The organism is Faecalimonas nexilis (assembly GCF_059731825.1).
Genome location: NZ_AP029189.1, coordinates 29,148 through 51,583, shown reverse-complemented (window position 1 = coordinate 51,583; position 22,436 = coordinate 29,148). Strand labels below are relative to the sequence as shown.

The following is a 22,436-nucleotide window of genomic DNA, read 5'->3' as shown; positions in this document are numbered from 1 at the left end:
ATTCTTGAAATACTATAACACAAATTCAAACAAAATGAAATACAGATATTTTATAATTGCTACTATTTTCTTCTTTTTATTCCGGTTACAAACACGCCTCCAATTACTAAAGAGAAAACTGTGAAAAGCAATGGCGTCTTAATATTCGATTTATCACTGGTTTTAACACTACTTTGACTCTTTATATCAGCATTTGGTGTTGTTGAAACATGGTTGTTGCTTCCCTCCGATTTATTTGTGTCTTGTGAATTTAAATCTGCAGCACTTTTTGTTTCTACTATAATCTCCCTTGTAACCTGTGCTTTATTTCCTGCTGCATCAGTTACTTCATAGACAAGCTCATATGTGCCCGCTACGCTGGTATTCACTTTTCCTGTTACGATAATCTTATGAGTGATATCACCATCTACATTATCTTTCGCAGTAACACCTCCCATTTCATCGAAAGTATCGCCTTCTTTTAAAACTGTTTTTTCCGGAACCGTTAGCACTGGCTTTTCTGTATCTGTTTGCACATTTACATAATAAACATTCGTTCTGGACAAACCTCCGTTTTCATCTGTAACTTCAGCATACCAGCCATTGATACCCTCTTGTGCATCTTTCCACTCATAGGATGCTGTTGTTCCACTTTCAACATGTTTTACACTTCCTATAACATCTTCCTTATACACATTTACTTTAAAATCATCTGTCTCCAATGTTTTCACTTTTGGAACAATTCCAAGTTCAGAAAATGGCACTTCAAAGCTTTCTGCATCATTTAAATTAGCATTTTCTACAGAAAACTCATTTCCGGGATTTGGTGTTTCTGATGGTTTTGCATCGTAATCTCCATAATTGCTAAAATCTGATCCACCGTAAGAAGGGGTAAATGTTCTTACAATCATACGCTGTCCCTCTACATCAAAATGCATCAGTCTTATATATCCGGCTCCTCCTTCCATAAGTCCCTGATAATCAAACAGCATATTGTACACTTTTCTTGTACTTCCATCTGCATTTGTAAATGTATCAATTCTTGTCTTCGCATTATGATAATGTCCGGAAAGAACCATGCAGACATTTTCATTTTTCGAGACAACTTCATCGTAGATTCGCTGTGGTTCCTCGCCAAGTCCACCGCTTGCTAGCAAATATTCATGGAAATTCAATATCGCTTTCCTTTCCGGATATTGTGCCAACACATCGTTCATCCACTGTATTTCTTCATCTCCGATACCCCAGCCCATGTAAAGCATAATAAAGTCAATTCCGTCTACAGAAATCAAATCATAATGACCACGGTTATTTTTGTAACTTCCACCGTACCATGGATTTGATAAATAACGATTTTCTCCAAAGTACTGTGTATAGTTTGAATAATCTCCATTTAAGTGTCCCACATCGTGATTTCCCGCAAGAACTCCATACGGGAATTTAGCCACATCTAATTTTTTATAAGCCGCGTCTGCCTGTTCCCATTCTTGTATATTCGGCTCATCATCAATGATGTCTCCATCATGGAACAAATACTGAATGTTCATTCTCTGTCTGTTGCCAAGCAGCCAATTATGAATATTCATCTGATGCTGATATTGTCCGTCATTAGACTGATCAGTATTTCCATCATAATCTTCATTATAATACTGTGTATCACTCTCTACCGCAAAGGTAAAATCATAGTCTTCGCGTGGAGTATCGTTTTGATTATGTGTTTCCACATTATCCGGAGTTTCGTTCATTGCATAAGAAGCTATCTCTGGAATATCACCATTTTGTGGTGGTGTGTATCCTTCTCCATTTTGCACAATCACTCTGACTTTTCCGTCTACAATATGATTCTTCAAGACAACTTCTCCTGCCAGTGTCATCTTATCACCTTCTGTTGTCTGCTTTGCATCTACCTTCTCCCATTCTTCTGATTCTGTGTTATACACATACATAAATGTCTTGGTATTATTTGATTCTCCTGACCATTGAGCTGTAATGACTGTGTTTTCATTTGCCTCTTCATCAAGCTGTATTTGGAAACTGTCGTAAGGAAATCCATTTCCTGTATTTTCCTCAAATGCCTTTTCAATGCTTCCACTCTCTGCACTTACACCACTGTCCTGTACAATATTGGTATCTCCCAGCTCATATTTTTCACCTTTCTTGAAGGTAACAGTCATTTCATCCCCTGCTTCGTCTTTTGGTGTCACAGAAAGAACCGGTGCCCTATTTACAGTCATTCCATTTTCCGGTGATACATTTTCCTCAAGACTTGCAGATTCTTCCGGTGTAGTAAAATGAATTTCCTTTTGTGCACTGTTTCCCACCTGATCTCTTGCTGTAATTTGAATCGTATGTTCACCTGCCACCATTTCCAATGCACGGAAATCATACGGAACAGAAATTGTTTTACCGTCAAGTGTTACTACTGTTGAAACGCTCTCGCTAATTGCATCCTTACTTGTAACCTCTATTGTTCCATTGTGATATTGCTTTCCCTCCTCAATATTGCTTGTAATCTCCGGTGCGGTATTGTCTACTGTTACCGATACCTGCTCATCTCCATTGGATACGGTATGCTCTCCATCCGTGGTTTCTGTTGTATCCCAAAGATAGCGCATAGCTTCAAAGTCACTATCCTCTAGTTGGAAATTTGCATATAGAATTTCATATTTTGAAGCACCGTCTCCCATTGAGATATTGGATTCCTGTGACGGAATATTAACATTTACTTTTGGAACTTGATCCAAATTGTCATGCTCCACTTCACCTAAACCTTTCTTGGCTTCATAAGAGACTGGTGTCAGTGTCTTTCCATTCGGCAAAATCATACGAATATTGCGAAGCGTAAAGTCATCGTTATTTTCAATATTATGCTCTAATACGTTTGCTTTATTTCCCGCATGGAATTCCACAGTAATTGTTTTCTTCTCTGCGTCAAACTTGTCCGCATTTATATCGTATACATAAGTTGCAACATTACTATACGTTCCCTCATTGAATACTCCTACCACATCTCCGTCTACTGCCACTGCGTTTTTGAAGAATACATCCGTGTCTGTAGCTTCAAAAGCAATTTTTCCGCTGCCGCTAATAGATTTCTGAGCCTTACTTGAATAGTCAGTTCCATCTATAAGCAGCTGCGAACCATTTGCTATAATCTGCTGTTTGTCTGTAATGACATCACCGTTCTTCAGGTTTAACCCTTGAGACATTTCACTGTCTGTATTATTAACGGTCTTTTCTTCCGTTGTAATGACAGAATATCCATCGCTCACTTCAAAATAATACGAAAAACTCTTTTTATTTAAAAGATCAACATTACTCAATATCCTTTCAAAGCGATTTTCCCCCGCACTTCTTCGTGTCAAATTATAACTCTTATAATCTGACTGATTACTGTCTTTCATATATAATGTGACTGTTTTAACTGTAGACTCTTCAGAAATAGCTTCCACTGAAAATGCCAAAGAATCTGTTTCATTATTAAATGTCGTTTCTGTATAATCTGTTACTGCCGGTTGTTTCACCGGTGCTGTTATCGATGCCTGGTACATCGCTTTTTCTTTATCTGTAATTGTGCCAGGAGTAGGTGTTTCCTCGTCAGAAGTCATTGCTGTTGTAAAGACATCATTTACATACTGATTCTGGAAAGTAATAGATTTATCTGCTGTTGTATTATCTGCATTATTATCATTATACACCACATTATCTACCATATCGCCTACATTAGTCGTAAGGCACAAGCCTCTTTTTCCACTATTTGCCATTCCTCCAACAGAGATGTCAATCAATTGATCCTCTGTTAAACTGACACCAAATTTACTATTAAAATCCGAAAGTGTCAGACCATCGTTGGAACCATTTTTAATCCAAAATATAAGAGTTTCACCTGGTTCGAGAATTTTATCTTCTGCAGTTTCCCACCATACAGTCTGCACTCCCGTATCCGGATATGTATATGACAAACGATAGTCTTTCAAATTAATACTTTTGTTTGCATTGTTACAGATTTCCACAAATTCATATGCATCGGCTCCCTCTACATTAGAACTGTCAGGAAGAATTTCTGTAATTGTCAATGTCGGAGCTTTCACACTTGATGGTGCTAACTGTTTTGCTGCTTTAGTTTCTATACTTCCCCCTTGAACTGCCAGCAGTCCGATAATTCCCAAAACTGCCAGTTGTCTGCTTCTTTTCTTCATTTTTGTCTCCTCATACTTTTTTAACTATATTTTTATCTGATATATAAAAAATACTCCTTAACTCTTTGTTTTTCTATCTTGTTTCTGTAAACACTTTTTTAAATAATTGTAAAAAAGGAGACTACTAAAAAATAAAACCCTGACTTTTACCACAACAAAAATCAGAGTTTTATTTTAACATATTTTATTTATCTTTAATCTCACTGTGAAGTTCTTGCAATGATTTCACTTCACCGCAGCCCGGTTTCTTCAATGATTGAATACCACTTACAGTTGCTTTCGCTGCTGCCATTGTTGTCATATACGGCACTTTTTTCTTAATTGCAGCTTTACGTAAATAACTATCATCTACATTTCTGTCTTTTCCAATCGGAGTATTAACGATTAAATCAATCTTTCCGTTTGTGATCAGGTCAAGGATATTTGGTCTTCCTTCCTGCAGTTTATTCACAATCTCTACTTCGATTCCGGCATCCTGAATCAATTTTCCTGTATGCTTAGATGCAAGAATCTTGAATCCTGTATCCGCGAAGTCTCTCGCCAGATCAACTACTTCATCTTTATCTTTGTCATTTACCGTAATCAACACAGTTCCTTCCAACGGAAGTTTTGTCTGTGTTGCTTCCTGTGCTTTAAAGAATGCTTCTCCGTAAAATCTTGAGAGTCCAAGTACTTCACCTGTTGAACGCATCTCAGGTCCAAGTACAGGGTCTACTTCCTGGAACATATTAAATGGAAATACAGCTTCTTTTACTCCATAGTAAGGAATATCCTGTTCTTTCAATTCCGGTACCGGAGATTTTCTTCCTGTCAATTCACTTGTCACAATATCAATTGCAAGAGGCACCATTCTGACATTACATACTTTTGATACAAGCGGCACAGTTCTAGATGCTCTTGGGTTCGCCTCAAGAACATATACTTTTCCGTTTTCAATTGCATACTGCATGTTCATAAGACCTTTTACATGCATTTCTTCTGCAATTCTTCTTGTATATTCTTTAATTGTTTTTACGTTTTCCTCAGAAATATATTTTGACGGAATGATACAAGCAGAGTCCCCTGAATGAACTCCCGCGAGCTCAATGTGTTCCATTACAGCCGGCACAAATGCATGTGTTCCGTCGCTGATTGCATCCGCCTCACACTCTGTTGCGTGTCCTAAGAAACGGTCGATCAAAATCGGACGATCCGGTGTCACACCAACTGCAGCATTCATGTATCCAACCATGCTTTCTGCATCGTATACAACTTCCATTCCACGTCCACCAAGTACGTATGACGGACGAACCATAACCGGATAACCAATCTTCTCAGCAATTTCCAATGCTTCCTCTACATTAACAGCCATTCCTGATTCCGGCATCGGAATATCTAATTTTTCCATCATTTCACGGAATAAATCTCTATCCTCTGCAAGATCAATTACAGAAGGAGCTGTTCCAAGAATCTTCACACCGTTTTTCTCAAGATCAGCAGCAAGATTCAATGGAGTCTGTCCACCAAATTGCGCGATTACTCCAACCGGTTTTTCTTTCTTATAAATACTAAGTACATCTTCCAATGTAAGTGGTTCAAAATACAACTTGTCAGATGTATCGTAATCTGTAGAAACTGTTTCTGGATTACAGTTTACAATAATTGTTTCAAATCCAAGTTTTCTAAGTGCAAGAGAAGCGTGTACACAGCAGTAATCGAACTCAATACCTTGTCCGATTCTGTTTGGTCCACCGCCAAGAATCATAATCTTCGGTTTTTCTTCACTTACCGGATTCTTATCTTCTGCATTGTATGTTGAATAGTAGTAAGCATTGTCTTTCGTAGCACTTACATGTACGCCTTCCCAAGCTTCCTCTACACCAATCTCGATTCTCTTTTCTCTGATATCGGCTTCATCTACTTCCAAAATCTGGCTCAAATATTTATCTGAAAAACCGTCTTTTTTCGCTGCAGTTAAAGCTTCATCGGAAGGAAGATTTCCTTTATAAGCTAAAAGAGCTTCTTCTTCTTCCACAAGTTCTTTCATTTGTTCAATGAACCAGTGTTTTACTTTTGTCAATTCATGAATTTCATCCACAGTTGCACCTTTGCGAAGTGCCTCATACATAATAAAATGACGTTCGCTAGTCGGTGTAATCAACATTTTCAACAATTCTTCTTTTGATTTTGTATCAAAATCTTTTGCATGTCCAAGTCCATAGCGACCTGTCTCAAGGCTTCGGATTGCTTTCTGGAATGCTTCCTTATATGTCTTACCAATACTCATAACTTCACCTACGGCGCGCATCTGAGTACCAAGTTTGTCCTCTACACCTTTGAATTTTTCAAATGCCCAACGAGCAAATTTGATTACAACGTAATCACCATCCGGAACATACTTATCCAATGTTCCATATTTTCCACATGGAATATCTTTCAATGTAAGCCCTGTTGCCAGCATTGCTGATACCAAAGCAATCGGGAAACCTGTCGCTTTAGAAGCAAGTGCCGACGAACGCGATGTTCTTGGGTTAATTTCGATAATGATATCTCTGTCTGTTTTTGGATCATGCGCCCACTGTACATTACATCCACCGATTACCTTAACAGAATCTACAACTTTATGAGATTTTTCCTGCAAACGTTTCTGTACTTCTTCTGAGATTGTAAGCATAGGAGCTGAACAGAATGAGTCACCTGTATGGACACCAAGCGGGTCAATATTTTCAATGAAACATACTGTAATCATATTACCTTCAGAGTCACGAACCACCTCAAGCTCTAACTCTTCCCAACCTAAAATAGATTCTTCAACAAGTACCTGGCCTACCAGACTCGCCTGAAGACCTCTTGCACATACAGTCTTTAATTCTTCTACATTATATACAAGACCGCCTCCTGCTCCACCCATTGTGTACGCCGGACGAAGTACTACCGGATAACCTAATTTATCTGCGATTGCAAGCGCCTCATCTACCGAATATGCAACCTCACTTCTTGCCATCTCAATTCCAAGACTGTCCATAGTCTTTTTAAATTCAATACGGTCTTCACCACGCTCAATCGCATCTACCTGAACACCGATTACTTCTACATTATATTTTTCAAGAACTCCCGCCTCAGCTAATTCCGAGCATAAATTAAGACCCGATTGTCCTCCAAGGTTTGGTAGTAATGCATCTGGTCTTTCTTTTGCGATAATCTGCTCAAGTCTTTCAACATTGAGAGGTTCAATATAAGTAACATCAGCTGTCTCCGGATCTGTCATAATAGTAGCCGGATTCGAGTTCACGAGTACGATTTCATAACCTAAATTTCTAAGAGCTTTACATGCCTGTGTACCCGAATAATCAAATTCACACGCCTGCCCAATAATAATAGGACCTGAACCAATAATAAGTACTTTCTTAATGTCTTCTCTCTTTGACATATCTATTCTCCTCCTATTCCGTAATCTCATAAATTTTTATCACCAAATATTATACATGTTGGTGATAGCGATGTCAATTACTAATTAAACTCCCTTCCTTCGTTGCCTTAACAGGCAAGAATTTTATATTTTTGTTATTTTTTCTACAAACCTGTTCAAATCTATGATATACTAAACGCTGGAATTTATTACAAAAGAATATAGGGGAAATTATGAAACACTTAAACGCATTAAAAAAGGCAATTGTTGCAGGAGTTTTAATCGGGATTGGATGTACCGTATATCTCAATATGGATAATTCGATCGCCGCTTCTTTTCTGTTTGGATTAGGTCTCTTCACGATCATCAATCTAGAATTGAACCTATTTACCGGAAAGATTGGCTATCTCGGAAAAAACAACTACATTGAAATTCTCATTACTCTGATCGGCAATGCAATTGGCGTAAATATCATGGCATTCCTTATCAAACAGACCCGTCTTAATGATCGGTTAGTGGAAAAAGCCATACCAATTGTGGATAACAAACTCTCAGATACCTACATAAGTTTATTTCTTCTTGCGGTTTTCTGCGGAATGCTAATGTTCATTGCAGTTGCAACATTTAAAAAACAGCCAAATATCCTTGGAACACTCGCGGTTTTCCTATGTGTATCTGTTTTTATTCTAGCCGGATTTGAACACTGTATTGCAAATATGTTTTATCTTGGACTTGTTAGTACTCCAACAAAATACTTCTTACCTTTGATTGTCATGATCTTAGGAAACAGTACAGGTGGAATTCTTCTTTGTAAATTAACAAAAGATGGACAATAAAAAAAGAGATAAGCTATCTCTTTTTTTATTGCATAGAACGCAATTTTCTATATAAAAAAACATCTAAGAAATCTCTTAAATGTTAAAATAAATGAAGCATCGGGGATTCGAACCCCGGACAACTTGATTAAAAGTCAAGTGCTCTACCGACTGAGCTAATGCTCCACAACTATTAACTTGTACTACCTTTCAGTAGCAATGCCCAGAGCCGGAATCGAACCAGCGACACGAGGATTTTCAGTCCTCTGCTCTACCGACTGAGCTATCTGGGCAGAAAAAATTGCGGGGGCAGGATTTGAACCTACGACCTTCGGGTTATGAGCCCGACGAGCTTCCAGACTGCTCCACCCCGCGTCAATATCTAATTAATTATATGCATATATTTATAAAATATACATTATCTTTCGGAATTTATATTCCTAATGGATGGAGAAGGATTCGAACCTTCGAAGGCGGTGCCAACAGATTTACAGTCTGCCCCCTTTGGCCACTCGGGAATCCATCCAAAAAGCCGATGATCGGACTCGAACCGATAACCTGCTGATTACAAATCAGCTGCTCTGCCAATTGAGCCACATCGGCGAAGTTTATTACTACTTCAATAATAAATGGGACCAATAGGGCTCGAACCTATGACCCTCTGCTTGTAAGGCAGATGCTCTCCCAGCTGAGCTATGATCCCATGAGATATTAAATTCTATGTATCAAATGATACAAACGACCCGGAAGGGACTCGAACCCTCGACCTCCGCCGTGACAGGGCGGCGCTCTAACCAACTGAGCCACCGGGCCAAATATTATGTACCTTCAAAATCACATACAATCCACTCGATAAGTCTCTCTTCATCCTTCTTGTTCCTATCACCTTTTGGTTATGCCCTCGACCGATTAGTAACAGTCAGCTGCATACATTACTGCACTTCCACCTCTGTCCTATCTACCTTGTCGTCTTCAAGGGGTCTTACTAACTTGACGTTATGGGATATCTCATCTTGAGGGGGGCTTCACGCTTAGATGCCTTCAGCGTTTATCCCTTCCCGGCTTGGCTACTCTGCCATGCTCTTGGTAGAACAACAGATTCACCAGCGGCCAGTCCAACCCGGTCCTCTCGTACTAAGGTCAGCTCCTCTCAAATATCCTACGCCCACGCCGGATAGGGACCGAACTGTCTCACGACGTTCTGAACCCAGCTCGCGTACCGCTTTAATGGGCGAACAGCCCAACCCTTGGGACCTACTCCAGCCCCAGGATGCGATGAGCCGACATCGAGGTGCCAAACCACTCCGTCGATGTGAACTCTTGGGAGTGATAAGCCTGTTATCCCCAGGGTAGCTTTTATCCGTTGAGCGATGGCAATCCCACTTTATACCACCGGATCACTAAGTCCTACTTTCGTACCTGCTCCACCCGTCGGTGTCGCAGTCAAGCTCCCTTCTGCCTTTGCACTCTTCGAATGGTTTCCAACCATTCTGAGGGAACCTTTGAGCGCCTCCGATACCCTTTCGGAGGCGACCGCCCCAGTCAAACTCCCCACCTGACATTGTCCCCCAGCCGGTTCACGGCTGCTGGTTAGAAATCCAATACTGCAAGGGTGGTATCCCAACAGCGACTCTGCGGCAACTGGCGTCACCGCTTCCTAGTCTCCCACCTATCCTGTACATGCAATATCGAATCCCAGTATCAAGCTGGAGTAAAGCTCCATGGGGTCTTTCCGTCCTGGCGCAGGTAACCAGCATCTTCACTGGTATTTCAATTTCACCGGGTGCATTGTCGAGACAGTGCCCAAATCATTACGCCTTTCGTGCGGGTCGGAACTTACCCGACAAGGAATTTCGCTACCTTAGGACCGTTATAGTTACGGCCGCCGTTTACTGGGGCTTAAGTTCAAAGCTTCGCGTTACCGCTAACCTCTCCCCTTAACCTTCCAGCACCGGGCAGGCGTCAGCCCATATACTTCACCTTTCGGTTTTGCATAGACCTGTGTTTTTGCTAAACAGTTGCTTGGGCCAATTCTCTGCGGCCAGCTCTCACTGGCACTCCTTCTCCCGAAGTTACGGAGTCATTTTGCCGAGTTCCTTAACAATGCTTCTCCCGTCGGCCTTAGGATTCTCTCCTCATCCACCTGTGTCGGTTTACGGTACGGGTACGATATGAACAATAGCGGCTTTTCTTGACGCATGGCTCACGGACTTCCTTACTTATATTTCAGTACGCATCACATCTTCAGATTGACTGGCGGATTTGCCAACCAGTCTCTTACCTTGCTTGCACCGGTCTTTCCATTCCCGGCTTCCGCTTTCCACACGTGTCCCCACAGTTCTGTCATATCATAGTACAGGAATTTCAACCTGTTATCCATCGACTACGTCTTTCGACCTCGCCTTAGGCCCCGACTTACCCAGAGCAGATCAGCTTTACTCTGGAAACCTTAGATATTCGGCCGGAAGGATTCTCACCTTCCTCTCGCTACTCATTCCGGCATTCTCTCTTCTTAAAAATCCACTGCTCCTTCCGGTACAGCTTCTTCTCTTTAAGAATGCTCCTCTACCAATCATCTTGCGATGATTCCACGGCTTCGGTAGTGTGTTTCAGCCCCGGACATTTTCGGCGCAGGACCTCTCGACCAGTGAGCTATTACGCACTCTTTTAATGTATGGCTGCTTCTAAGCCAACATCCTGGTTGTCTTCGAAATCCCACATCCTTTTCCACTTAACACACATTTTGGGACCTTAGCCGGTGGTCTGGGCTCTTTCCCTTTCGACTATCCAACTTATCTCGTATAGTCTGACTCCCATACATCATCTACGCGGCATTCGGAGTTTGATATTCTTCGGTAAGCTTTGACGCCCCCTAGGAAATTCAGTGCTCTACCTCCGCAAGACTCGTATGAGGCTAGCCCTAAAGCTATTTCGAGGAGAACCAGCTATCTCCGGGTTCGATTGGAATTTCTCCCCTACCCACACCTCATCGCCACCCTTTTCAACGGATGTGCGTTCGGTCCTCCATTGCCTTTTACGGCAACTTCAACCTGGACATGGGTAGATCACCCGGTTTCGGGTCTGCTCCGACTGACTATATTCGCCCTATTCAGACTTGGTTTCCCTTCGGCTCCGGACCTTCAGTCCTTAACCTCGCCAGCCAGCGCAACTCGCCGGACCGTTCTACAAAAAGTACGCGGTTGAGCATGTAAAGCTCTTCCACAGCTTGTAAACATATGGTTTCAGGTTCTCTTTCACTCCCCTCCCGGGGTCCTTTTCACCTTTCCTTCACAGTACTATGCGCTATCGGTCACTAAGGAGTATTTAGCCTTACGGGGTGGTCCCCGCTCATTCCCACAAGGTTTCTCGTGTCTCGTGGTACTCTGGATACTGCCATGCTCACTCGTCTTTCATGTACGGGGCTTTCACCCTCTCTGGCAGGCTTTCCCAAAACCTTTCCATTAGACTCGCTCGTCAATTTTGCAGTCCGAACCCCGACCTGCACGCAGGTCGGTTTGGGCTCTTCCGCTTTCGCTCGCCGCTACTCACAGAATCGATGTTTCTTTCTCTTCCTCCGGCTACTTAGATGTTTCAGTTCACCGGGTTCCCTTCTTAACGTTATGGATTCGCGTTAAGATGACGGAGGGTTGCTCCGCCGGGTTTCCCCATTCAGATATCTCCGGATCGTAGGATATTTGCTCCTCCCCGAAGCTTTTCGCAGCTTATCACGTCTTTCATCGGCTCTTAGTGCCAAGGCATCCACCATACGCTCTTTCTAGCATAACCAACTGCTTCCATCCACGGGAATGGATGTCTGCTACACACACCTAGCGTGATGTGCGTTGGTAATAGGTCATTTTTTTAATTCGTTGTGTTCGAATGAGTTAATTATTAGTTTTAACAATTACCTCGGATGTCTTGATATTTTTCTTATCATTTCGTTTCTTGTATGCGATTTTCAAGGTACATTTGATAATCGTCCACAACAATTCTTCTGTGTTTCCAATTATCGAATGGAGATAACGAGATTCGAACTCGTGACCTCCTGCTTGCAAGGCAGGCGCTCTCCCAACTGAGCTATACCCCCAAATGGTATGTTTCAATATTTACTTTATCGATGGGCTTAAGTGGACCTTACTTCCTCAGCCTCATACTTAAAGACCTGGGCTTAAGTGGACTCGAACCACCGACCTCACGCTTATCAGGCGTGCGCTCTAACCGGCTGAGCTATAAGCCCTTCTTTGTAGATTCGGCAGCCACCTACTCTCCCACACCGTCTCCAGTGCAGTACCATCGGCCTCCCAGGTCTTAACCATCGTGTTCGGGATGGGTACGGGTGTTTCCCCTGGGCGTATCGCCACCGAAAAGTTTTGTACTCTTTGAGCACTCATAACTAAACAACAGATTTCTTTCAATCCCTTACTTCTTCCCTAGAAAGGAGGTGATCCAGCCGCACCTTCCGATACGGCTACCTTGTTACGACTTCACCCCAGTTATCGGTCCCACCTTCGGCAGCTCCCTCCTTACGGTTGGGTCACTGACTTCGGGCGTTACTGACTCCCATGGTGTGACGGGCGGTGTGTACAAGACCCGGGAACGTATTCACCGCGACATGCTGATTCGCGATTACTAGCGATTCCAGCTTCATGTAGTCGAGTTGCAGACTACAATCCGAACTGAGACGTTATTTTTGAGATTTGCTTCCCCTCACAGGTTCGCTTCCCTTTGTTTACGCCATTGTAGCACGTGTGTAGCCCTGGTCATAAGGGGCATGATGATTTGACGTCATCCCCACCTTCCTCCAGGTTATCCCTGGCAGTCTCTCCAGAGTGCCCACCTTAAATGCTGGCTACTGAAGATAGGGGTTGCGCTCGTTGCGGGACTTAACCCAACATCTCACGACACGAGCTGACGACAACCATGCACCACCTGTCTCCTCTGTCCCGAAGGAAAACTCCGATTAAAGAGCAGTCAGAGGGATGTCAAGACCAGGTAAGGTTCTTCGCGTTGCTTCGAATTAAACCACATGCTCCACCGCTTGTGCGGGTCCCCGTCAATTCCTTTGAGTTTCATTCTTGCGAACGTACTCCCCAGGTGGACTACTTATTGCGTTTGCTGCGGCACCGAAGAGCTTTGCTCCCCGACACCTAGTAGTCATCGTTTACGGCGTGGACTACCAGGGTATCTAATCCTGTTTGCTCCCCACGCTTTCGAGCCTCAACGTCAGTGATCGTCCAGTAAGCCGCCTTCGCCACTGGTGTTCCTCCTAATATCTACGCATTTCACCGCTACACTAGGAATTCCGCTTACCTCTCCGACACTCTAGTTACATAGTTTCCAATGCAGTCCCGGGGTTGAGCCCCGGGCTTTCACATCAGACTTACACAACCGTCTACGCTCCCTTTACACCCAGTAAATCCGGATAACGCTTGCACCATACGTATTACCGCGGCTGCTGGCACGTATTTAGCCGGTGCTTCTTAGTCAGGTACCGTCATTTTCTTCCCTGCTGATAGAGCTTTACATACCGAAATACTTCTTCGCTCACGCGGCGTCGCTGCATCAGGGTTTCCCCCATTGTGCAATATTCCCCACTGCTGCCTCCCGTAGGAGTTTGGGCCGTGTCTCAGTCCCAATGTGGCCGTTCACCCTCTCAGGCCGGCTACTGATCGTCGCCTTGGTAGGCCGTTACCCCACCAACTAGCTAATCAGACGCGGGTCCATCTCATACCACCGGAGTTTTTCACACTGTGCCATGCAGCACTGTGCGCTTATGCGGTATTAGCAGTCATTTCTAACTGTTATCCCCCTGTATGAGGCAGGTTACCCACGCGTTACTCACCCGTCCGCCACTCAGTCGCAAAAACTTCAATCCGAAGAAATCCGTTTAAGCGCTTCGTTCGACTTGCATGTGTTAAGCACGCCGCCAGCGTTCATCCTGAGCCAGGATCAAACTCTCGTTAAAAGTGTTTGTTCCGGTTCAGATAACTGCTAGCTATCTTTCCCTTTACTGTTTTAGGTTGACATTTTCATGTCTGTTCTGAATTTTTCTCTTTCAAGAATCTTTCAGGGTTATCTTGTCATCTGTTGTTTAATTATCAATGTTCTTTGTTTTTGTTGTCTTGCGACAGCTATATTAGATTACCACATCTTTTAGAGCTTGTCAACAACTTTTTTAAAGTTTTTTATTTTTTATTTTAATGCTCTTTTTTCAAAGCGGAGAAAGAGGGATTTGAACCCTCGCGCCGGTTGCCCGACCTACACCCTTAGCAGGGGCGCCTCTTCGGCCTCTTGAGTATTTCTCCGAATTGTTTTTTGATATGATATTCACATTGCTCTCCTGCAATGCAAAAGTTATTATACTAGAGGATTTTACAAATGTCAACGGTTTTTTTAACTTAATTTTCATATTGACTCAATTCCTTGTTTTTATTAAGGATTTCAGGCATTTTATTTTTCTTTGTAATCCTCATATCTTGCCATAATATATAGATAATCAGACAGTCTGTTCATATATTGCATTGCTTTCTTATCCACATGATATTGAAGTTCTACCCTTTTAAAGCATCTTTCTGCACGCCTTGCAACTGACCGCGCGACATCTAGACGTGCGGATGCTTCACAGTCACCGTAGAGAATGAATTTCTTTTCTCTTGGAAATGCATTTTCTATCTTATCAATTTGGCTTTCAATATAAGTAATTTGCTCATTGTTTACTCTAAAGTCTGCATTCGCAGAGTCTGCAATTCCTGCCATCACTGTAAGCAGTACCTGTTGAATCGCAGATAATTCTCGTTTTTGTTCTTCTTTTACCACAACTTTTGCCAAACCAATATTACTGCTTAGTTCGTCTATTGTTCCTAACAGTTCAATTCTGTCATCTGCCTTTGACACCTTAGTCTCGTTGAGTAAAGATGTCATACCTATGTCCCCCGTACCTGTATATAACTTCATTTTTATCACTCCTCGCTTTGTTTTACTGTAAACTAATATTTAAAATGGCTGCTAAATCTAAGAATATAATTTCCGCTCGTCAGCTGTTCTCGCGTCTTTAGCGGAAATATCTTGTTTGCACCGACTTCTTTCGTCGGATCTTTGTAATATGTTGTATCTCCTATTTTAATTGCTGTCCATGCATGATTTAAAGGACTTCCTCCATTAGACACTGTTCCAAGACAAACATAGGACTCTATCCCAGCTTTCCGACATAACTCTGATAAAATCATGGAAAGCCCCGCACACACTGCAGATTTATTTGTCACAGATGAAATATACACACTAAATTGTAATTCTTCGTCCTTCGCCTCTCCATATCCTATATTGGGTGTATAGTTCTCTGTATAATCCATATTTTCGATGATCCAATTACTAAAATACTCAACTGCCTCTTCCTGTGTCAGATTTTTAGGCATTTTAGAAATAACATCATCTAATATTTCATTCGTCTCTTTTTGAATACTCTCATATTGATTCATTAAATCATTGGAAATTGTTGAAAAAATTTTCTTTTCCGATTCATAATTTGTCACAATCATATCATCTGAAATTTCAAACTGATTTAACCTCGTGTCTTCCTCTCCAACATAGAGTTCCAATAATAGTTTACCTATCTTTTTCTCTTCCAAGTCCTCTTTTTTCTGATTTGTTCCCCAGTTTACAAGTTTATTTTCTGATGTAAATGGTAATGTTAAAAGAAAATAAAAATAGTTGTTATGATTGTTAAACCGAACTGCATCTGCGATTCTAGATAATTCGTTGACCGATATCTTTTTATCCAAAAGAATCTCTCCACCTTGATACACATCTAACTGTTCTATAATTTTATGGTAAACCTCCTGCTCATCAGAGGTTAATTGCTCATAATAAAAATTTGTATCAATATACTCATATGTCAATGCCAGCTCTTTAATCTGATTCTTTGCTACATTTTGTGACTGGTTTTCACTAATGATATTGATTGCCACTAATATTGCAAATACAATGCAACAACAAATAATCAGATATTTAGGTTTTATTTTCATGGCTCTCTCCTACCGCTCATTCTCCTTAATAACTTCCTCAATCCGTCTTTTTACTTCCGCCGCAATCTCCACTGTCTTCATATCTTTATATTCTTCGTACAGCATCGGTTTTAAGAAATGTACCTGCACATCAACCTGTGAAATTGTCTTTGTATCAAATGGTTTGAAGGAATCAATCAGTGCAACCGGCACAATCGGACATTTTGCTTTTGTCGCTGCTTTGAAGCTTCCACCTTTAAATTCTCCGACTTGATTTCCATTTTTTGATCTCGTTCCTTCCGGAAAAATGAGATAGTTACGTCCGTTTTTTACCTCTTCTGACACTGCCATGATAACTTTCATGGACTGTCTCACATCATCGCGGTCGATTGTAAACGCTTTCATGCAGGCAAATACCTGCTTTAAAAATTGTATATTTTTCACTTCCTGCTTTGCCACAACAGAAAATGGATGGTCCGGGCAGGCATCTACAATCGCCAGCACATCATACAGTCCTTGATGGTTCGGGAAGAACATAAATCCATCTTCTTTCGGTATATTATTCTGTCCATGCACATCAATATGTACATTCCCGCCTCGATTAGCTCGTTTTACAATAAATTTCAACATGTCATAGCGCTGCTTTTCTGTGTATTTTTCCACATGACTTGCATAATAGCACAGCTTGCACCACATATATGGAACAAGCAGAATATTTCGGAATACCATCATTAAAATTCTTTTCATCTTTTTGCCCTCTTTTATTTTTTATACTGTTCTATTGCAGTCTCGTACAGATTATTGCCTTCGCAGTCAATTACAACGATAACGGGAAAATTTTTTACAGTCAGCCGACGTATTGCCTCTGTTCCGAGATCGTCGTAGGCTACCACCTCGGACTCCTGAATACATTTTGAAAGAAGAGCCCCTGCACCTCCGACTGCCGCAAAATAAACTGATTGATTGCGAATGATTGCATCTATGACTTCTTTGGACCGTTTTCCTTTTCCAATCATCCCGCCAAGTCCTAAGTCTAGCAGCTTCGGTGTGTATTTATCCATACGGCTTGCGGTCGTCGGTCCAGCAGATCCGATTACCCGTCCCTCTCTCGCCGGAGACGGTCCCATATAATAGACAATCTCATCTTTGAGCGGAACCGGAAGTTCTTTTCCTTCCCGCAATGTCTCATCCATTCTTTTATGCGCTGCATCACGTGCTGTATAAATTGTTCCTGTGATATATACATAATCTCCGGCACGCAGTGTTTTTACGATTTCTTTTTCCAGTGGTGCTTTTATATATTTTTCCATAATGACCTCCTATAATACACGAACAATATGACGGTTCACATGACAGCAAATATTAATTGCAACCGGAAGTCCGGCAATATGAGTTGGATAGGTGTTGATATTTACCGCAAGAGCCGTCGTGGTTCCTCCAAGACCTCCCGGTCCTATTCCAAGACTGTTGATCTTCGCAAGTAATTCTTTTTCCATCTCTTTGACATACTGAATATCAGAGTGTGTTCCGACTTCTCTTGTCAATGCCTCTTTTGCCATAAGTGCACATTTTTCAAATGTGCCTCCAATTCCAACTCCCACTACCATCGGTGGACATGCATTCGGACCTGCTTCTTTAACAGCTGTCAGGACCGCTTCTTTGACACCTTCTATTCCGTCTGCCGGTTTTAGCATAAAAACACGGCTCATATTCTCACTTCCAAATCCTTTCGGTGCAACTTTGATTTTTACTTGCGAACCTTCCACAATTTTATAATGAATGACCGCAGGTGTATTATCTTTTGTATTTTCACGAATAAGAGGATCTTTGACGACGGATTTTCGTAAAAATCCTTCCACATATCCCTGACGTACCCCCTCATTGACCGCATCCTCCAATGAACCACCTTGTAAATGGACATCCTGTCCGATTTCCAAAAAAATCACTGCCATTCCTGTATCCTGGCAAATTGGTATCATATCATCTGCAGCAATCTGAAGATTCTCCTCAAGCTGTTCTAATATCTGTTTTCCAAGAGGTGATTGCTCTGCTTTTTCGGCTTGCTTCATTGCTCGCTCCATATCTTCGGATAGAAAATGGTTCGCTTCGATACACATTTCTTTTATATTTGTTGTAATTTCTTTTATATTGATTGTACGAATCACGTAGGTCACTCCTTTCAGGCTAAAAGAGCCAAAATATAATATGTATTATCATATCATATTCTGGCTCTTCTTTCTATTTTTTATTTGTCCGTCAAATATTGTTCTGCCTCTTTTACAGCCTGCATTTTTGCATAGTTCCACTTGCGTATATCCAAATTCCGATATCTTTCCTTTATGTCAGAAAAATAATTTTTCAATACATTCTTTGGTTGCTCTAAATCATCATAATACCAATAATCATTTTCACTCCATGTAATCTCTTGTGGCTGAATCTTGGCAATTGCTGGTGCTGCATCATCGGATAAACTATAAACAAGATAATTCAGTTCTCCCATATTCATATTTTCTGTATTTGCAATATTATATGTTGCAATCCAATAGTCTGGTCTCGCCAAAGAAAATACAATATAACAACAGCCAACTACCAGCATGATATAGCGAAACAACGGAAATTTCTTTTTATAAATGCTAAGAATTGTTCCGAGCATTACCAATGTAAGTGTTCCCAAAAACCAAAGCACAAACATCCGTAAAAATGTAAGATGATAAACATCTACATACATCCACATGCGGTACGCAGATGAAAAAATCATAATAAACGTACACATACAAATGATTGCAAGGATTCCTTTTAAAATCTTATTTTCTTGAAACAAATAGATACTTACGAGCACCATCAAAAAGTTAATAATACTCACAAAGAGAAGTTCCCAAAATCCGGAACGTGCATACTCTGCATAAGTGATTTCTGCCGGAATTCCACCATCCTGTCCTATGAACAGATATATAATCTGAATCACACTGTAAAAAAGATATATTACTGCGATAACAGATGTAAATGTAATTCCTACTATCGGATTGCATTTCTTTCCTCTCGTCTCTGTTTCCTCTTCTGGTTGGTATCTGCATAGTGCACTGAAAAATGCATAACATAAAATGCACATTATCAAAGCCATCATACAAATTCCAAAAATATTCCCAAATTGAATATGGCTTGCTATATTTCCAAAATACATCTCAAAGATACGATCTGAATGTACGAGCAACGGAAGAATGAGCAATAAAAGTCCTGCTGCAATTACCACTCCGACTAAAATATACACTGCAATCCTTTTCTGTTTTGATGATTTTGGTGCAATATACGCTGCCGCATGACGGAACGGATAAACGATACTCCCAAGCGTTATTCCAAGTACCACAATTATATTTCTAAAGTATACTTGAAAGCTCCAATTGAGGTCTTTGTAAAACTGATGTATCATCATTACAACAAACAATAAAAAGATTCCAACCCAGTTAAAAAATATGATAAATGCATTGGTCGTCATAAAGCTTGAAATTGCAAGCAATATCATCCCTAAAATATAAATCCATGTATATCTTTGGATTGTAAGCCCAATCTTTTTCACATATCGGACTCCAAACAATATTGTAACCACAATAAGAATCGGAAACGTAACACCATTGAAGTTACTGTACATACAAAACGCAAATATCATTCCGTATAAAAGACTCATTAGACCAAAGAATGGAAATTGTGTTTCCATTTTGCTAATCAATGTTTTTTCCATAATGTCACCTCTTTTTTCTTGTCAAGAATAAAAATACAATCTGTATTATCCAGCAACTCACACTTATGAAAGCAATTCCATTCAAATGAATCTGCCAAAATGACAGGTTTGCCGCATAGTTATCCGCCAATACACCAAAAAAGAAATAGATTGATATCAATGCAAACAGAACCATTGTGGAAATTACGAGAAAAACTGTTCTGCAATTTTTCTTTTTTATATTTGCCACTGTTGTAATAACAGTAATTCCACCAAGCACATATACCGCAATCATAACAAAATGAAAATAGTTCATTACATCTGTCAAAGTATTCATACTATCCTCTCCTTTTCAATATCACTCTTCTTCATCAGGAACATACTCAATAATATCTCCCGGTTGACAATCAAGAGCCTTACATATTGCTTCCAATGTAGAAAACCGAATTGCTTTTGCTTTATTATTTTTTAAAATAGATAAGTTTGCCATCGTGATATCCACCTCTTTTGAAAGCTCTGTCAGCCCCTTTTTCCTCTGTGCCATGACGACGTCTAAGTTAATGATAATTCCCATATGGCACCTCCCTAAATTGTAAGATCATTTTCTTCTTTGTAATTGATTGCCTGGCGAAAAACACAGGATAATACAATACAAAAAAGTGCTGCGATGAAAAATACAAGAATAATAATCAATGTGGCCGGTGTTGGGACAAAAAATACTTTTAAAATAAATAAAATAGAAATACTAAAACTGCAGACTGACATAATTTCTAAACTTTTTACATTCTGCCACACAAAGCAATCATCACAAATTACCGTCTTCATCATTTTACGGAGCTGTCCTAAAATAAATATTCCAAATATAGATGATGCCGCAAATACAACCAGCATCTTGTAATAATTCTGAGCAATTGCTACTGAATAGTATTCTCCTGCTAATTTTAGAGTGAACGGCAAAGTCACAACAACTATCATTCCAGAAAAATACATGATATCTAATATGATTTTTGTAAATTTAATAATTTTTTCTTCTCTCATAGCTTTTTCCTTTCTTTTAATGTCTTATTTGTTGATGTTAATATATCACATAACATTCTGTTTTTCAATAGTTTTTTATCGTTTTTCAATATGTATTTATTGTTTTATAAAAAGTTACAAAAAAAGACACAGCACTATTTTGTGCTGTGACTCTTTGCAAATACTGTAGCGGCTATAAACGCCACAAACGGCACGGTACATATAATTCCGATACTTCCGGCAATACTTCTGATTACTTCGATTGCTATAAAGTCTGTATTCATCAACTGCTGGAATCCGATTCCGTAGGAATAGATCATAACCATCATGTTTAATGAATTTCCTGCAAATGCAAGAATCAATGTGTTCGACATTGTTCCCATTGCATCTTTTCCAATATTCATTCCTGACCGGAACAACTCCCACCTTGTCAGTTGTGGATTTACTATGTGAAGTTCCGCAATGGAAGATGCAATACTCATTGCCACATCCATTACCGCCCCCATACATGCAATTAAGATTCCACACAGGAAGAGATCCTTTATCTTTAAATCAGTTGTTCCCATGATGAGAAGTAAATTTTCCGCTTCTTCCATCTGGTATGTTGTCACTGACATGAATCTCTGTGCAATAACAGAAAATCCTGCTCCTGCAAGCACTCCGCACATGCTTCCGATTGCTGCGACCACAGTCTTAATCTGAATCCCATCTATCAAAAAGAACGTTACCAGATTACAAATCAGAATGAGAACAATTGTTACAAGGAGTGCCGAATATCCTTTCATTGTAAGCGGCAGTAAAATCCATATAATACACACCATCGTGAATATAATACCAACCGCTGATTTTGCTCCCTTTTTTCCGCCAATGACAATTAACAGTAAGATAAAAATTGCAATCGCTGCTATAATCTGTGGTACTCGATAATAATTATAGACCGATACCTGATATCCTCCATCATCATCTGTATCAATTCGGATAGATACTTTATCTCCCTGACTGACTCTGACATTATACAGAGAACTGAAATAGTTTGTTACTTCTGCAGTTTCACCTTTGTATGCTCCTGTCAGTATTTTTACCTGAAGTTTCATATCCCCACGCCACAGACCATCTGTACTCTCATCTACAGTCACATTATCTTCCAGAATTCCAACTACTTTTCCAATTTCATAAGAAGTCCCTGATGTATCTCCTTCTTTGTAAACTGGTCTGTCATGGTTTGCATAGTAGATCACCAATATAAAAGCAAGGGCAGCCAGCACCCCAATGAGCAACTGGCCACCTTTCCTTTTCATAGGTGAAGTCCATATTTTTTTCATT

General features: G+C 40.6%; 13 protein-coding genes, 10 tRNA genes and 3 rRNA genes. 1 reads left to right on the top strand and 25 read right to left on the bottom strand.

Translation table 11 applies throughout. The features are described from left to right. Positions 1 to 62: 62 nt before the first annotated feature. Entirely contained in the window at positions 63 to 4,178 is a 4,116-nt protein-coding gene (locus tag AC6I5B_RS00240; RefSeq protein WP_004614429.1) for an immunoglobulin-like domain-containing protein, read from the bottom strand. Positions 4,179 to 4,362: 184 nt separating this feature from the next. After that, positions 4,363 to 7,587, bottom strand: coding sequence for a carbamoyl-phosphate synthase large subunit (carB, locus tag AC6I5B_RS00235; protein WP_004614430.1), 3,225 nt, complete (start codon positions 7,585 to 7,587; stop codon positions 4,363 to 4,365). Between the two features lie 212 nt (positions 7,588 to 7,799). Between carB and AC6I5B_RS00230 the strand changes: the two genes are divergently transcribed. Further along, positions 7,800 to 8,402 carry a formate/nitrite transporter family protein gene (locus AC6I5B_RS00230; RefSeq protein ID WP_022249892.1) on the top strand — a complete coding sequence of 201 codons (603 nt, stop codon included), beginning with the start codon at positions 7,800 to 7,802 and terminating at the stop codon, positions 8,400 to 8,402. A 92-nt stretch (positions 8,403 to 8,494) separates the two neighbouring features. On the opposite strand, the gene AC6I5B_RS00225 is transcribed toward AC6I5B_RS00230, so the two are convergent. From AC6I5B_RS00225 to AC6I5B_RS00115, 23 genes are all read right to left on the bottom strand, one after another. After that, positions 8,495 to 8,567: transfer RNA gene (locus AC6I5B_RS00225), tRNA-Lys, on the bottom strand. Between the two features lie 34 nt (positions 8,568 to 8,601). Beyond that, positions 8,602 to 8,674, bottom strand: a tRNA-Phe gene (locus AC6I5B_RS00220). Between the two features lie 8 nt (positions 8,675 to 8,682). Next, positions 8,683 to 8,756: transfer RNA gene (locus AC6I5B_RS00215), tRNA-Met, on the bottom strand. A gap of 69 nt (positions 8,757 to 8,825) precedes the next feature. Then, positions 8,826 to 8,907 (bottom strand) — tRNA-Tyr (locus AC6I5B_RS00210). 4 nt (positions 8,908 to 8,911) lie between these two features. After that, positions 8,912 to 8,984, bottom strand: a tRNA-Thr gene (locus tag AC6I5B_RS00205). Positions 8,985 to 9,011: 27 nt separating this feature from the next. Then, a tRNA-Val gene (locus AC6I5B_RS00200) sits at positions 9,012 to 9,084 on the bottom strand. A 36-nt stretch (positions 9,085 to 9,120) separates the two neighbouring features. Beyond that, positions 9,121 to 9,194: transfer RNA gene (locus tag AC6I5B_RS00195), tRNA-Asp, on the bottom strand. Positions 9,195 to 9,270: 76 nt separating this feature from the next. Next, positions 9,271 to 12,167: ribosomal RNA gene (locus AC6I5B_RS00190) — 23S ribosomal RNA — on the bottom strand. A gap of 228 nt (positions 12,168 to 12,395) precedes the next feature. Continuing rightward, positions 12,396 to 12,468 (bottom strand) — tRNA-Ala (locus AC6I5B_RS00185). Positions 12,469 to 12,544: 76 nt separating this feature from the next. Further along, positions 12,545 to 12,618: transfer RNA gene (locus tag AC6I5B_RS00180), tRNA-Ile, on the bottom strand. Positions 12,619 to 12,628: 10 nt separating this feature from the next. Further along, positions 12,629 to 12,746, bottom strand: a 5S ribosomal RNA gene (rrf, locus tag AC6I5B_RS00175). 69 nt (positions 12,747 to 12,815) lie between these two features. After that, positions 12,816 to 14,346 (bottom strand): 16S ribosomal RNA (locus AC6I5B_RS00170). Together the 16S, 23S and 5S rRNA genes with 10 tRNA genes alongside form the textbook arrangement of a ribosomal RNA operon. Before the next feature lie 252 nt (positions 14,347 to 14,598). Further along, a tRNA-Ser gene (locus tag AC6I5B_RS00165) sits at positions 14,599 to 14,686 on the bottom strand. A gap of 145 nt (positions 14,687 to 14,831) precedes the next feature. Next, a complete protein-coding gene (locus AC6I5B_RS00160; protein WP_117787997.1) occupies positions 14,832 to 15,335 on the bottom strand; it encodes a cob(I)yrinic acid a,c-diamide adenosyltransferase in 504 nt (167 codons plus the stop codon). 32 nt (positions 15,336 to 15,367) lie between these two features. Beyond that, a complete protein-coding gene (locus AC6I5B_RS00155; protein ID WP_004613316.1) occupies positions 15,368 to 16,402 on the bottom strand; it encodes a transglutaminase domain-containing protein in 1,035 nt (344 codons plus the stop codon). Between the two features lie 9 nt (positions 16,403 to 16,411). Continuing rightward, entirely contained in the window at positions 16,412 to 17,128 is a 717-nt protein-coding gene (locus tag AC6I5B_RS00150; protein ID WP_117787995.1) for a lysophospholipid acyltransferase family protein, read from the bottom strand. 14 nt (positions 17,129 to 17,142) lie between these two features. After that, complete coding sequence (locus AC6I5B_RS00145; RefSeq protein ID WP_004613314.1) at positions 17,143 to 17,691, bottom strand: Fe-S-containing hydro-lyase; 549 nt, start codon at positions 17,689 to 17,691, stop codon at positions 17,143 to 17,145. A gap of 9 nt (positions 17,692 to 17,700) precedes the next feature. Next, on the bottom strand, positions 17,701 to 18,546 hold the full coding sequence (locus AC6I5B_RS00140) for a fumarate hydratase (RefSeq protein ID WP_004613313.1): 846 nt from the start codon (positions 18,544 to 18,546) through the stop codon (positions 17,701 to 17,703). Between the two features lie 80 nt (positions 18,547 to 18,626). Then, the gene (locus tag AC6I5B_RS00135; protein WP_497773524.1) at positions 18,627 to 20,117 is read right to left on the bottom strand and encodes a DUF4153 domain-containing protein; all 1,491 of its coding nucleotides are present in this window, start codon (positions 20,115 to 20,117) and stop codon (positions 18,627 to 18,629) included. A gap of 4 nt (positions 20,118 to 20,121) precedes the next feature. Continuing rightward, complete coding sequence (locus AC6I5B_RS00130) at positions 20,122 to 20,433, bottom strand: hypothetical protein (protein WP_004613311.1); 312 nt, start codon at positions 20,431 to 20,433, stop codon at positions 20,122 to 20,124. A 21-nt stretch (positions 20,434 to 20,454) separates the two neighbouring features. After that, on the bottom strand, positions 20,455 to 20,670 hold the full coding sequence (locus tag AC6I5B_RS00125) for a helix-turn-helix domain-containing protein (protein WP_004613310.1): 216 nt from the start codon (positions 20,668 to 20,670) through the stop codon (positions 20,455 to 20,457). A gap of 11 nt (positions 20,671 to 20,681) precedes the next feature. Further along, positions 20,682 to 21,134, bottom strand: a complete 453-nt coding sequence (locus tag AC6I5B_RS00120; RefSeq protein ID WP_004613309.1) for a DUF2975 domain-containing protein — start codon at positions 21,132 to 21,134, stop codon at positions 20,682 to 20,684. 134 nt (positions 21,135 to 21,268) lie between these two features. Beyond that, positions 21,269 to 22,435, bottom strand: coding sequence for a YibE/F family protein (locus AC6I5B_RS00115; RefSeq protein ID WP_004613308.1), 1,167 nt, complete (start codon positions 22,433 to 22,435; stop codon positions 21,269 to 21,271). Between the last annotated feature and the right edge of the window lies 1 nt (position 22,436).

Bases quoted from the DNA above. Each gene is read 5' to 3' on its own strand.
- AC6I5B_RS00150 (WP_117787995.1), bottom strand. From the start codon at position 17,128: ATGAAAAGAATTTTAATGATGGTATTCCGAAATATTCTGCTTGTTCCA.
- AC6I5B_RS00115 (WP_004613308.1), bottom strand. From the start codon at position 22,435: ATGAAAAAAATATGGACTTCACCTATGAAAAGGAAAGGTGGCCAGTTG.
- AC6I5B_RS00230 (WP_022249892.1), top strand. From the start codon at position 7,800: ATGAAACACTTAAACGCATTAAAAAAGGCAATTGTTGCAGGAGTTTTA.
- AC6I5B_RS00130 (WP_004613311.1), bottom strand. From the start codon at position 20,433: ATGAATACTTTGACAGATGTAATGAACTATTTTCATTTTGTTATGATT.
- carB (WP_004614430.1), bottom strand. From the start codon at position 7,587: ATGTCAAAGAGAGAAGACATTAAGAAAGTACTTATTATTGGTTCAGGT.
- AC6I5B_RS00240 (WP_004614429.1), bottom strand. From the start codon at position 4,178: ATGAAGAAAAGAAGCAGACAACTGGCAGTTTTGGGAATTATCGGACTG.
- AC6I5B_RS00135 (WP_497773524.1), bottom strand. From the start codon at position 20,117: ATGGAAAAAACATTGATTAGCAAAATGGAAACACAATTTCCATTCTTT.
- AC6I5B_RS00120 (WP_004613309.1), bottom strand. From the start codon at position 21,134: ATGAGAGAAGAAAAAATTATTAAATTTACAAAAATCATATTAGATATC.
- AC6I5B_RS00160 (WP_117787997.1), bottom strand. From the start codon at position 15,335: ATGAAGTTATATACAGGTACGGGGGACATAGGTATGACATCTTTACTC.
- AC6I5B_RS00125 (WP_004613310.1), bottom strand. From the start codon at position 20,670: ATGGGAATTATCATTAACTTAGACGTCGTCATGGCACAGAGGAAAAAG.
- AC6I5B_RS00145 (WP_004613314.1), bottom strand. From the start codon at position 17,691: ATGGAAAAATATATAAAAGCACCACTGGAAAAAGAAATCGTAAAAACA.
- AC6I5B_RS00155 (WP_004613316.1), bottom strand. From the start codon at position 16,402: ATGAAAATAAAACCTAAATATCTGATTATTTGTTGTTGCATTGTATTT.